This window comes from Apilactobacillus apisilvae (assembly GCF_023380225.1).
In the GTDB taxonomy this organism is placed as follows: Bacteria; Bacillota; Bacilli; order Lactobacillales; family Lactobacillaceae; genus Apilactobacillus; species Apilactobacillus apisilvae.
This window is the reverse complement of sequence record NZ_CP093362.1, coordinates 1017843-1030019: the sequence shown is the minus strand read 5'-3', so window position 1 is coordinate 1030019 and position 12177 is coordinate 1017843. Positions and strand designations below refer to the sequence as shown.

At 29.5% G+C, this 12177-nt stretch carries 14 protein-coding genes; 7 read left to right on the top strand and 7 right to left on the bottom strand.

Going from position 1 to position 12177, the window contains the following annotated elements; translation table 11 throughout:
• Positions 1–5 precede the first annotated feature (5 nt).
• Together nrdG and nrdD are read right to left on the bottom strand one after the other, a co-directional pair.
• Positions 6–587: an anaerobic ribonucleoside-triphosphate reductase activating protein gene (nrdG, locus tag MOO46_RS05260; protein WP_249510643.1), complete on the bottom strand. Its 582-nt coding sequence runs from the start codon at positions 585–587 to the stop codon at positions 6–8.
• On the bottom strand, positions 547–2721 hold the full coding sequence (gene nrdD / locus MOO46_RS05255; RefSeq protein ID WP_249510642.1) for an anaerobic ribonucleoside-triphosphate reductase: 2175 nt from the start codon (positions 2719–2721) through the stop codon (positions 547–549). The genes nrdG and nrdD overlap by 41 nt, the downstream gene beginning before the upstream one ends.
• Positions 2722–3096: 375 nt before the next feature.
• On the opposite strand from nrdD, the gene MOO46_RS05250 reads away from it, so the two are divergent.
• Positions 3097–3636 (top strand): helix-turn-helix domain-containing protein, encoded by a 540-nt coding sequence (locus MOO46_RS05250; protein ID WP_249510641.1) that lies wholly within the window; start codon positions 3097–3099, stop codon positions 3634–3636.
• Positions 3637–3680: 44 nt separating this feature from the next.
• Here MOO46_RS05250 and MOO46_RS05245 read toward each other — a convergent pair whose 3' ends face one another.
• The 3 genes from MOO46_RS05245 to MOO46_RS05235 form a co-directional block, all read right to left on the bottom strand.
• Positions 3681–4085 (bottom strand): hypothetical protein, encoded by a 405-nt coding sequence (locus MOO46_RS05245; protein WP_249510640.1) that lies wholly within the window; start codon positions 4083–4085, stop codon positions 3681–3683.
• A 94-nt stretch (positions 4086–4179) separates the two neighbouring features.
• On the bottom strand, positions 4180–4734 hold the full coding sequence (locus tag MOO46_RS05240; RefSeq protein WP_249510639.1) for a hypothetical protein: 555 nt from the start codon (positions 4732–4734) through the stop codon (positions 4180–4182).
• Between the two features lie 69 nt (positions 4735–4803).
• On the bottom strand, positions 4804–5196 hold the full coding sequence (locus MOO46_RS05235) for a hypothetical protein (RefSeq protein ID WP_249510638.1): 393 nt from the start codon (positions 5194–5196) through the stop codon (positions 4804–4806).
• A 342-nt stretch (positions 5197–5538) separates the two neighbouring features.
• Here MOO46_RS05235 and MOO46_RS05230 point away from each other — a divergent pair, with 342 nt between their 5' ends.
• A complete protein-coding gene (locus MOO46_RS05230) occupies positions 5539–6225 on the top strand; it encodes a C39 family peptidase (protein ID WP_249510637.1) in 687 nt (228 codons plus the stop codon).
• A gap of 150 nt (positions 6226–6375) precedes the next feature.
• Positions 6376–7056 (top strand): C39 family peptidase, encoded by a 681-nt coding sequence (locus MOO46_RS05225; protein ID WP_249510636.1) that lies wholly within the window; start codon positions 6376–6378, stop codon positions 7054–7056.
• Between the two features lie 99 nt (positions 7057–7155).
• Here the strand turns inward: MOO46_RS05225 and MOO46_RS05220 are convergent, their stop codons facing one another.
• Positions 7156–7512: a DUF1304 domain-containing protein gene (locus tag MOO46_RS05220; protein ID WP_249510635.1), complete on the bottom strand. Its 357-nt coding sequence runs from the start codon at positions 7510–7512 to the stop codon at positions 7156–7158.
• 107 nt (positions 7513–7619) lie between these two features.
• Here MOO46_RS05220 and MOO46_RS05215 point away from each other — a divergent pair, with 107 nt between their 5' ends.
• From MOO46_RS05215 to MOO46_RS05200, 4 genes are all read left to right on the top strand, one after another.
• On the top strand, positions 7620–8912 hold the full coding sequence (locus tag MOO46_RS05215; RefSeq protein ID WP_249510634.1) for an MFS transporter: 1293 nt from the start codon (positions 7620–7622) through the stop codon (positions 8910–8912).
• Positions 8913–9030: 118 nt separating this feature from the next.
• Positions 9031–9513: a hypothetical protein gene (locus tag MOO46_RS05210; protein ID WP_249510633.1), complete on the top strand. Its 483-nt coding sequence runs from the start codon at positions 9031–9033 to the stop codon at positions 9511–9513.
• Positions 9514–9634: 121 nt separating this feature from the next.
• Positions 9635–10618 carry an ADP-ribosyltransferase gene (locus MOO46_RS05205; RefSeq protein WP_249510632.1) on the top strand — a complete coding sequence of 328 codons (984 nt, stop codon included), beginning with the start codon at positions 9635–9637 and terminating at the stop codon, positions 10616–10618.
• 112 nt (positions 10619–10730) lie between these two features.
• Complete coding sequence (locus tag MOO46_RS05200) at positions 10731–11240, top strand: YbhB/YbcL family Raf kinase inhibitor-like protein (RefSeq protein ID WP_249510631.1); 510 nt, start codon at positions 10731–10733, stop codon at positions 11238–11240.
• An 81-nt stretch (positions 11241–11321) separates the two neighbouring features.
• Here MOO46_RS05200 and MOO46_RS05195 read toward each other — a convergent pair whose 3' ends face one another.
• Positions 11322–12128 carry a manganese catalase family protein gene (locus MOO46_RS05195; RefSeq protein WP_249510630.1) on the bottom strand — a complete coding sequence of 269 codons (807 nt, stop codon included), beginning with the start codon at positions 12126–12128 and terminating at the stop codon, positions 11322–11324.
• Positions 12129–12177 lie beyond the last annotated feature (49 nt).

Genomic DNA, 12177 nt, shown 5'->3' with positions numbered 1-12177 from the left:
TCCTTCTAATGAACTAGTTTGTCCCAAATCACAACTTTATCTTGTTCTAATGATTTTGGTACATTAATAATTCGTTGGTTAGAACTACCGCGAAATTGCAAAGTTAAATCTTTTTTATCTTCCATAAAACGCCCATCAACTAAAATATCGATCATCGATAATAATTTTAATTTATCATAAGATTCCTTCATTAATTCTTCCCAGCGGTAACCTGACCATGACCAAATATCCTTGTTATTGCCAAATTCTTTCCGAACTCGTTTGCATAATTGTAAACAAACTTGGGTATTCAAGAAGGGTTCACCACCTAAAAGCGTTAATCCTTGAACATAATCGGCTTTCATATCTTCAATGATTTGATCTTCTAAGTCTTTTGAATATGGTTGTCCATAATGGAAGTTTTGCGATGCCACATTATAGCAACCAGGGCAATGAAAATTACAGCCACTAACATAAATACTACAACGAATACCTTCACCATCAACGAAGTTAAAGGGCTTGTAATCGGCAATATATTGTAAACTTAAATCATCAGCAAGCCATTCTTTAGGCTTTGGATTGTTTGGCTGTCTCTTCCTTTGCGACATCTTTAATCATTCCTTTCGACATATTCTTTTGACGTGATGAAATTTCAACGTGACGACCATGGACCATTGGTCGTGCTTGAGGATTACCTAGGTAACCACAAGTTCTTTTAACCACATCACAGTATTTAGGGTTATGGTTTCCACATTGTGGACATTCAAAGCCACGTGCAGTGGACTTGAAATCACCTTTAAAGCCACATTTGAAACATTTATCAATCGAAGTATTAGTACCTAAATAACCGACGTGATCATATGCCCAATCCCATACTGCTTCTAAAGCTTTCGGATTTTGTTTTAAGTTAGGATATTCACAGTAATGAATGAATCCAGCTGAGGCATAATGAGGATATGCTTCTTCGAAAGTTAATTTTTCAAATGGATTAGGGCGTTTTCTAACATCATAGTGAAAGCTGTTAGTGTAGTATTCTTTATCAGTAATATCAGTAATCTTGCCAAACTTTTCAATATCATCTTGAGCAAAGGTGTCAGTTAATGATTCAGCAGGAGTTGAATATAAACTATAGTGATAACCACTTTGTTTTGACCATTTCTTACATAAATTATTTAGTTCACGCACAATGCTAACCGTGAACTCATGTGCTTCATCATTGTTTTCCCAATCAGGTCCATAGATGGAAGTCGCAACTTCATAAAGTCCAATGTATCCTAATGAGACAGTTGCTCGTTCATTATTGAATAATTGGTCAACATCATCATCAGAATTCAAGCGTTTACCAAAGGCACCATATTTATAAAGTAATGGAGCATTGTCGGGCTTGGCTTGTTTAGTGCGTTCAATTCGATATGCCATGGCTTGATGGACAATGCGTAATTTTTCATCAAAAATCTTCCAGAATAGTTCTTTGTTTCCTTTAGCAAATAAAGCAATTCTTGGTAAATTAACAGTAACTACTCCTAAGTTCATACGACCAGCATTGACTTCCTTACCTTCAGGACTAACCCATTTGGGAACAAATGAACGACACCCCATGGGAGCCTTAAAGTTACCAGTGATTTCACAAAGTTTGTCATACATTAAAATATCTGGATACATCCGTTTTGTGGCACAATCAATTGCCCATTCTTTCACGTCATAATTAGGATCATTTGGTTTTAAGTTAAGACCTTTCTTCAAGGTATAAATTAACTTGGGGAAGATAGCAGTACGACGTTCTTTTCCTAAACCTTTAATTCTAATTTTTAAAATATCGATTTGAATTTCTTTTTCAATCCAATTAATTCCTAAGCCAAAACTAACGGTGGTAAATGGGGTTTGACCTTGGGATGAATACAAAGTGTTAATTTCATATTCTAGTGATTGCATGGCATCATAGATATCTTGCTTCGTACTATCTTTGGCATAAGCAGCTTGTTCATCTTTTGGCACCCATTTTTTAGCTACTTCTAAATGTTTTTTATAATTAATTTCAGCAAATGGTGCTAAAACTTCATCAGCACGATCAAACGATAGTCCACCATATTGTAGTGAAGCAACATTGGCAATGATTTGTGAAACTTGCGCAGTGGCAGTTTGAATCGAACGAGGTGATTTAACTTCAGCATTACCAATCTTAAAACCATTCGTTAGCATTTCTTTAAAGTCGACTAAACAACAATTCGTTTCAGGAGTTGCAGGTGAATAATCTAAATCATGCCAATGGATATCACCGCGTAAATGAGCTTTCGCTACTATTCCTGGCAGCATTTTTAGACCAATTGCTTTACTAGCAGCACCAGCTTCTAAGTCCCGTTGCGTATTGAAAACATTACTATCCTTATTGGCGTTTTCATGAACAACTCGATCTTCACGACCAAATAATTGATTAATTTTGTGTTCAACATCAGTGGCTTTTGCAAATTTTTCTTGATCCTTTTTTTGAAAATCTAAATATTGTTTTTTATTATCTAAAAGATTATTTTCTTCTAGAAATTGAATTATAAAATCATGAATATGTACTGCTGTGATTTCACTTGTATCTTTTGTCAATAAGTTTAATTTTTCAAAAAATTTAGTTCTAGTTTCATCAGAAAATTTAAACTGATCAAAAATATAATCAATTTTGTATTTATAAAATGGAGTTTTGTCTCCAGTGTTCTTGATAACATTTAAATGGTTGAATAGAGTGTCTAACATTTATACAGAACCTTTCAAAATAAAAAATACACTATAAATTGTGTCTGTTTCCAGATTAACACATAGATATAGTGTAATTACATTCTTGAAAAGTAATTCAAATAGTGTATAGCGAACCATTATAAACTTTTAATTTTCTCATAAAGCCGTAGAAATGGTAATTATTTGTTTAAAAAACTTAATGTTTTAAAAATTTATATAAGAATTGTTCAATCTTATTATTAACTAAGTAAAATTTATTATTATCTTAAATGATTTTATTTTTATATTGCTTTTTATATTTAAAATGCTGTTAAATCAATGTTGCAAGGAATCATTGCTAGTATTTCATTAAAATTTAAACTAATATTTTAAACAACAAGAGGTGATAAATATATGCAATTTGGAGAACGATTGAAAAAAGCTCGCCAAGACAAAATTTTAACTCAAGAAACAGTCGCAAAATATATGATTGTTTCAAGACAAACCATTTCTAGTTGGGAAAATGAAAAAACATATCCTGACATTACAAGCTTGATTAAGTTGAGTGAATATTATGATATATCACTAAACTTACTATTAAAGGAGGATAACGGAATGAAGGAATATTTAAAAAAGAAAGATGTTATAAGTGGAATGAAGCCAATTAGTCAATTATTGGTAACAACTAATATATTATTTTTAGTTATTTTAATTATCGATGCTTTAAATATTGTTAAATTAAATGATACAGCAGAGATGTTTATAATGGTTATATGTATTATTAATTTCGTTGCTGTTATGAAAATAGATAAATTGATGAAGAAATTTGGAATTAAAATTAAAAATAAATGGATTAATATTTTGATGATTGTTTTGTTTGTAGCCTTTTGTTTATCAATTCTACCCACAATTATTTCAGGATTTAATGCGGGAAATCATCCACATTTTAGATAAAAATAAAGTATCCTAAAAATTTAGGATACTTTTTAGCGTTTTGATTAATTTTTCATCCAACGGTTAATATCTTTAAAAATACTACCAATATTACTGAAACCAAGAAAAATATCTTCACCATGAATATATTTTGCTAGTTCTGAAGCACTTTTTGATGATTCATCTTTCATAATGATTTTAAAAGCATCATCAGCAATGTTTTGAGTAAATTCATTGATGATATTTTTTTCAATATTATTTTTATCACCTGATAGATTAATATTGATTGAATTATTTAAGTCATCCTGAAAATTTTGACTGTCATTGTGTAATTCAGTATGTAATGAAACATTTGCTTGTTGTTGTAGTTGTCGAATCTGTTGTAGCATATCCATTTTAATATAGTAATATCTTTTATATTGGTTCACAATTTCCAGAATTTGATCTTTGCTTGCATCATCTAAGTTCATTTTATTCACTGCTCCTTTTTAATTATTTAATAGGTGTTATTTTTTAAATAAAGCTATGTTAAATATATCGCTAATTAATATAAATTCAAATAAACTATCTAATATAAAATAATAATTGAACAATTGCTATTAAATCCATCATTATCCATATAATCAATTCAATGGCGCTATCATTAGTATTATCGTCCATCCTTTGGACTACTTTGATAAATCTTAGTAATAAAATGAAACATATAATCTCCCATATATTAAGTGTTTGTGTGTAAAATTCAATAATAAGAAGATTTATTTGTAACACTTTGACAATAAAGAATCTTTTTGTAATAGACATTTTCATTAATAAGCTATTAAGTTTACTGAAAAAATGAAAAGTAGCTTCAGTTAATGGATTATAACGTAAAAATTTATTAATACTTTTTTTAAAATTTCCAAAAGTATTAATTATATTTAAAACAACATCATCAAATGAATTACCTTTACCAAACATAACAAATAATTTTCTAATGAGCCAAATAATATTTAATAATATAACTGCAATAGCTGATACAATTAAAGATATTGTCGAAAGAAAAACTACTACGAATAATGCTATATTTATAATTAACCAGAAAGCAAATGATGAGTCTTTGAATCGCTTCTTTTTAGCCATGTTAATCCACTCTTTTTATGATAGTATATAATTCATAGAAAAAATGTATCTTAATTTTGATACATTTTTTTATTTTAGTTTATCTGATTGCTGTTTAAATAAGTCTAATACTAGATCGTTTTTGACATATTTATCATTAACTTTTGCTAGGGCAGGTTTATTATCAATCGCTATTTTTTTAAATTTAGCAGCACTTTCTGTATCATTTGAATTTTTAGCGTCTTCAAATAATTTTGAATATATAAAGAATTTGTGATAAGTTTTTATGAAATGATTTAGTTCAATAAAAGCGTTTATGTATTCATCAGTTGACTTATCTGCACTTAATGTATCACCATTATCATTAGATATATTTTTGTAATTTTCGTTATCCTTACCTTGTATTGCCATTTTTATTAATCTATCATCTGCTGGTAAAGCTAACATATTACCATTTATATTTATATCAAGAATATTGTACATAAGTTTACCTCCAAAATATTTTAATATAATTTTATTGTCAAAATTAAAAAGTTTATATAGTACGAAATTGTGTTGTAAGTAAATGAAAAGTGATATTTTAACCTAAAAGTCTTGCCCAGCTCAATTACACTATACCAGTCTTGGTTTTTAATATATAGTAATATAACTGCTTATTTTATTATATTAAGGTTATTTTAAGTAATTAAACATAAACTTATAGTCAATAAACATTTCATTAATGTTAATATTTGTTTTCAAATGAATTAATTATGAATTAATTCAAGATAATAGTATTAACATTAAGATGTTATGTCTAATTAACTATTCAAGGTGGTGTTGTCATTGCTTAATTATAAAAAAATAATATTATTCATTGGATTTTTAGCCTTGGCAATTTTTGGAGCAAGTTATACAACATTTGGTTCTATGAATGATGAAGATCCAATTTCTGGAACGTATTCAATTAGGCCGGCTGAAAAAAATGCTAACGCAGTTGAGTTAAATGCACCATATATTAGTCAAAAAGCAATTAAAGCTTGGGATGGCTGCGAAGCGGCTAGTTTACTAGAAGCTTTTCATTCTAAAGGTGTTTTATTAAATACCGACTTAAAAGAATTCTTAAAACAAATGCCCATCTCTAAGGATGGCAATCCTAACAACGGATTTGCTGGTTCTCCATATTCCAGTAGTGGAAAATATTTTGAATCTATTTTTCCTAAAGCACTGGATAAATGGGGTAACCAGTATCATAAAGTAAAAGATATGACTGGTTCATCAATTAATGATTTGAAAAAACAAATTGATGCTGGTAATCCAGTATTAACTTATATTGTAAGTGGTTATCAAAAACCTCAATATAAAAAATATTCTTTTGGGACTGAAATTGATAACAGTCATGTTGTATTATTAGATGGATATGAACGCGGATATTATCATGTTTCAGATCCTAACCATGGACAATACTGGGTTAAAGCTAGTTCATTTGAACAATCATATAACTATAAAAAATATGCAGTAGCAGTTCAATAATAAAAAATGTCTTACAAAAATTGTAGGGCATTTTTTTATCCAATAATTTAGATATTACGTTTTTCTTAAGGACTATCTTTTATCATATCTATTAACCATATGTTAAGCTAAAATGTATGTATTATTAAATAAAACGGGTGGTTTAGTAGTTTGTTAAAATATAAAAAGAAATTCATATTAACTGGTTGCTTATTCTTAGTCATTATATTCTCCATCAATTTATACATTAGCAATAACAAAATTCCAGGTACTTATATTAATCGGCCAATTGAAGCAAATGCACATGCTATTAATTTGGATGCACCATATATTAATCAAAAATCTTCAAAAGCTTGGAATGGATGTGAAGCGGCTAGCTTACTAGAAGGCTTTCATGAAAAAGGAATCCTTTCGAAAACTAATTTATCAACCTTTTTAAAACAAATGCCTTACAGTAAAAGTGATAATCCTAATAATGGTTATGCTGGTTCCCCATATATTAAGGATCAAGATAATAAATTTCAGTCAATATATCCGAAAGCATTGGTTAGTTGGGGCAATCTATATCATCATGTTAAAGATATGACTGGCTCAATTGTGAAAGATTTAAAACATCAAATTAAAATAGGTAACCCTGTAATTGTTTATATTGTTAGCCATTATAGTGAGACTCCAGAATATCAACATTATAAATGGGGAAATGGTATTGTTAATAGTCATGTTGTATTGATGGATGGTTATGAACGTGGTTATTATCATATTTCAGATCCTAATCGTGGTAAGTATTGGGTTAAATCTAAATTACTAGCAAAAGCTTATAACTACAAACGTTATGCTGTGGCAATACAATAATTGTAATTTTTAATGTTTATTTTTGCACCACTATTTGTTGCTTGGATTATATTCAGAAATTAAAAATAGTCGAATCACTTTTTGTGGTTCGACTATTATTTATATAATAACAATTAGAGTAATAATTGGTAACAATCCCTGTTTGATAATGATACTTTTTTGACTAGTAAAAGCACCATAAATCGCTACAATTATTGTATATATTAAGATTGGGATTACAATTTCTTTAGGATGGTTGGCGAAAAGAGTTCTATATAGTAATAAAATACCAATTAATCCGTTATAGATGCCTTGATTTTTCATTAAAGTTTTATTAAATTTATTTTTTAAAACATCTTTAGGAATGTTAAATACACGGCTTGTATTATCTGAAGTGGTTTGAAAAGTTTGAATAACCATGATAAATAAAAATTCAATGGCCACTAGGATAGTTAAAATATTGGATATAAAACTCATTACATATTATCCTCATTATTTTTTAATCTTATTTTAATCTATTGACATTATATATAACTAAACTATACTTTTCATTAACTAATAAAAGCTAGAGGGTGTTCAATGTTATGGACTCTAATGGTGGAACTATCGCCAAAACAAAGATAAATATTTCTAATCATGCTTCTAATTTACAAATTGTAAAAGATTTTGCTAGTAATATAATTGGATCTTTTAGTGGTGGGATGCTTTCTTTTGCAATGGGTTTAATGCTATTATCTGAAACTAAATCACCAATTAGTTCTGGTCTTGGAATGATTATTGGTCCCATTATGAGTTTATTGTTTTTGGTCCCAATCGGAAATATTGTAGATACATATCGACACAAAAATATCATTTTGACTAGTATGATGATTAGAATCATCACAATGACTATATTCTATTTTACCATTAACATGTTTAACGGTAACGGTAAGCTTATTCCAGTTATAATTTTTTTATCTATTAATTCCGTTTCAACTAATTTTAGTAGTACTGCATATGATGCTTCAGTTCATGAGTTGGTTAATGATGAAAAAATTGAAAAATTAAGTTCTTTAACGCAGATTGCTAGTTCAATTTCATCAATCTTTGCTCCGATGTTAGGAGTAGCTTTATATTCAATAATTGGTTTTGATTTATTTATTTTAATTGAGATCATTTCTAGCATTTTTTCATTATTAATTACCTCTTCAATGAAATTTTATAAAATTAAGCAAGTATCAAGTGAAAATTCTAAGCAGTCATCGCTCGATAAATTTAAAGAAGGCTTTAACTACATTAAAGGATTTAAATTTGTTAGATATATTATTATGATTGGTGCTGTTTTTAACTTTTGTTTTACATCGATAACCATCGGGGTTCCATACATTACTAAAATTCAAATGCACTTAGGAAATGGACCAGTTAGTGTTTATGAATCAGCAGCTTCTGTTGGTATGTTACTCGGCGGATTAACTATGAGCATTATGCCTAAAAAAGCTGGCTATATGATTAAATTTATTTTACCGACATTATTGGGAATCTTTATGTTAATTAGTATTAGTGGGATTGCATTTTTCCATACACCAATAACTGTTTCTATTTTTGTAGGTGTTATTATGATTGCCTTGATGTTTTTACTTGCTATTCTTAATATTACAACTCAAGTTCTTATTCAAAAAAACGTTGAAAATGACTTTTTAGGGCGAGTAATGTCTTTGATTATAGCTTTGAACATGTCTACGATGCCGCTTGGTGCTTTATTTTTCTCTATAATGTTTAAGATAGTGTCTAATACTTCGATGATTTTTGTTATTAGTGGTTTAATCCTACTTGTTTATTTCATGATACTATTACCATCATTATTGAGAATGTTTAAGTCGTCTAAGATAATAAGTTAGGTTGATTTACTTAATGTGATAATCTTTTAATTGACTAATAGATAACTATGAATTAATGTTAGTAACAGAACTATCAAATATATTAAACAATATATAATTGAAAGGAAGATTTTTAATTATGCCAGATGAACAACGTAAATTACCGGTAATTGAATTACCAGAAAGACAAATTACTTTCAGCAAATTAGATCCTAAATATGATCCAATGGTAAGAATGATCAATCGTTTTTCAAGAATTGCCTTAGATGGTCAATTCGATGAACGTTATACTTTTGTTGCTAACTTAAGAGAGCTACAAACTTATGCAAAACGTTTTAATCATTATTACAAGTTACAAAAATTAATTAAAGTTAAAATCGATGATTTAACTGAACAAAATGCATCAGAAGACAAAATTAGTTTACTTAAAGAATTTTTAGATGGCTACAACGAACATTTACAAGAAATTCAAGATGAACTAGATGAAAGTTTTTCTGCTCCAGAATTAGAAGGTATGGGCCATGCTATGGATAAGTTCATTTACAAGAACTTTGATAAATTGGAAGACCGTCCAGAGTTCGATGAATATTTGGAATACAGAATCAATAATAAAAATCTATAAAAAATAAAGCATTGGGATTTGAATTATCTCAATGCTTTATTTATTTTTGAGCAAAATAGTTTAATTTTTGATTATAAAAGATATAATCTATTTAATATGTATTTACTAATGGGGGAAAATTATGAAACGTGCAAGTTTAATTACACTTTTGTCGACTTTAGCAATTGGTTTTACAATTACATCTGGACAAGTTGCTAATGCCAAACAAAAAAATAATACAAATTATGTATCTACTGTGACTAATAAGGAATCAAATTTTAATACTTCTGATGCGCCGGTTACTCAAAGAGTAGCTAACCAAGATTTAACTGTTAATGAACAGAATAGTTCCAATCAAGTTACGATTAAAAAGGGAACTGTTATGACGATTAAAGATGGCAATAACAGATTAGTAACTATTCCTGGTAATTCTGCAACTTTAGAAGTTAATAATATTAATAGTGTTTCTTATCCAAATAAGAGCTATTATTATAGTAAGAAAGATTATGATAATTTATATGCTGAAGGAGCTAAGTGGTCAAAAGGATTAAGTAAGACCCAATATAAAGCTGTTGGTGACTACAGTCTTTCTGGATATAACAACGATAATACTTATCTACGTACAGGAAAATCTAAAAAAATTACCAAGACCAAAGCTGAAGTGAAAAATATTCAAGCTGCTTTAAAGAAGTTTAATTTGAAAAAACCAATGACTGTCTACCGTGGCTTAAACGGTGTTGGTTATTCTAAAGGATTAAACGGTCAAAAAAATCAAGTTGGATCGGTTTATTCTGATGCAGCATTTCAATCAACTAGTGTTGATCAAAGTGCAGCTGTGAAGTTTTTAAACAGTAGTGAAAAGAATGCAAATAATAACATCCTTATTAAATTAAATGTTCCAGCTGGATACCATGGAGCATACATCAACTCTATTTCTAAGAGTAAGAATGAAAAAGAATATTTATTAAACTCAGGCAAAAAAATGGTAATCACAAGAATCCAGACTGTGAATGCAAATGTTAAATATAACTCATATCAACAAAAGAATTCTGACAAGGTTAAGAATAGTAGTAAAACTAATGAAAAATTCAACTACAAATTAGTGACAATGAATTTAGTGGATTAATATTTAAAGTTCTCTATATCATATAGAGAACTTTTTATTTGTTAATCAATGTAATTGACCATCTTATTTGATTATTTTAAAATATTCTAAGTTGCGGAAGGGATGAATTGAATTGAAAATTAATGTACCAATAATTGATGGATATTTAGAAAATAAATACGACAAACATACAAGTAATGAATATAAAGAAAATGGCTTTCCATACGTCTCATTTCCAATTGATATTTCTGACATTCCAGAAGGGACTAAATCTTTATCATTATCACTGACGGATTTGGATTCTGTACCGGTAGCTGGATTTGAATGGATTCACTGGTTAGTTGCCAATATTGATCCTAAAAATAATGTTATTCCGGCTAATGCGGCTAAAGAAAATCCTTTTAAATGGACCCGTGGTAATAATTCTTTAGCTGGTAAATACCTAGGATTGAAGGAAGATCCAATGAGTCGTGGTTATGTTGGTCCAGCACCACCATCTGGCGTTCATAACTATACTTTAACCATTTATGCACTAGATGATAATTTATCTTTGAGTGATGGCTTTTGGTATAATGAAATGATATATGCAATGAAAGATCATATTTTAGATCAAACTACGATTAATATTCCAGTGAAAGCGTAAAAAAACTCCCCAATAGGCTAAAATCTATTGAGGAGTTTTTGTTATTAAAAATATATTGGATTTGCTTATTATTGTTTGTGTTTAACCTTGGTCGTTATGAAGGCGTTTGTCAGCAGGCTTAGTTTTTGGAATACCACCCATTGCTTCTGGATTTTCTTGGTAAGTGAACTTTTCACCATCTTTAGCTACTTGACCTTCAAATGCACGTGAACCTTCACCATCTGAGAAGTTCATTAGAACATGTGCAAATTCATCGTGTTCAATGTCCTTCATATCACCAGGAACAATTACACCATATTTTTCTTCTAATTCTTCTTGAGCCTTCATGAATTGTAGTTGATGTTGAGTTTCACGAGCTAGTAGGAACTTCAACATGTCACGAACTCCTTCATCTTCAGTCATGTAGTATAAGCGACTTACTTGTAAACGAGCTTCTGATTCACGTACAACATTAAAGCGCATATCAGCTACTAAGTTACCGCTTGATGTTGTGTAGCCAGCATTCCATGCTCCACCATTAGGATTATTAAGACTAGCAGTCATTCCATGAACGATTGAATGTTCTGGATCCATACCAGTGTATTTTGCAGCTAATGAAGGGTCTTTCTTTAGCTCTTCATCGCTAGGATTTAATGGAGCATCTTCTAAAAGATAAGCAATCATAGTAGAAATCATTTCAACGTGAGCGATTTCTTCAGTTCCTGTATCTAATAGTAGATCTTTATATTTTTCATCACCAGTTGATGACCAACCTTGTGATAAGTATGACATCATTCCTGTTACTTCACCCCATTGGCCACCTAGTGATTCTTGTAAACGGCGACCCATGACTGGATCTGGACGATCTGGTTTAGCATTGTATTGTAATTTACGAGTGTGTTTAAACATAAAAATCCTTCTTCCTTGAATGCTGAGAAAATGAGGGAATTAGATATGC

Excerpts from the sequence above, each read along its gene's own strand:
- nrdG (WP_249510643.1), bottom strand. The coding sequence starts at position 587 with ATGTCGCAAAGGAAGAGACAGCCAAACAATCCAAAGCCTAAAGAATGG.
- MOO46_RS05250 (WP_249510641.1), top strand. The coding sequence starts at position 3,097 with ATGCAATTTGGAGAACGATTGAAAAAAGCTCGCCAAGACAAAATTTTA.
- MOO46_RS05220 (WP_249510635.1), bottom strand. The coding sequence starts at position 7,512 with ATGAGTTTTATATCCAATATTTTAACTATCCTAGTGGCCATTGAATTT.
- MOO46_RS05205 (WP_249510632.1), top strand. The coding sequence starts at position 9,635 with ATGAAACGTGCAAGTTTAATTACACTTTTGTCGACTTTAGCAATTGGT.
- MOO46_RS05210 (WP_249510633.1), top strand. The coding sequence starts at position 9,031 with ATGCCAGATGAACAACGTAAATTACCGGTAATTGAATTACCAGAAAGA.
- MOO46_RS05240 (WP_249510639.1), bottom strand. The coding sequence starts at position 4,734 with ATGGCTAAAAAGAAGCGATTCAAAGACTCATCATTTGCTTTCTGGTTA.
- nrdD (WP_249510642.1), bottom strand. The coding sequence starts at position 2,721 with ATGTTAGACACTCTATTCAACCATTTAAATGTTATCAAGAACACTGGA.
- MOO46_RS05195 (WP_249510630.1), bottom strand. The coding sequence starts at position 12,128 with ATGTTTAAACACACTCGTAAATTACAATACAATGCTAAACCAGATCGT.
- MOO46_RS05215 (WP_249510634.1), top strand. The coding sequence starts at position 7,620 with ATGGACTCTAATGGTGGAACTATCGCCAAAACAAAGATAAATATTTCT.
- MOO46_RS05245 (WP_249510640.1), bottom strand. The coding sequence starts at position 4,085 with ATGAACTTAGATGATGCAAGCAAAGATCAAATTCTGGAAATTGTGAAC.
- MOO46_RS05235 (WP_249510638.1), bottom strand. The coding sequence starts at position 5,196 with ATGTACAATATTCTTGATATAAATATAAATGGTAATATGTTAGCTTTA.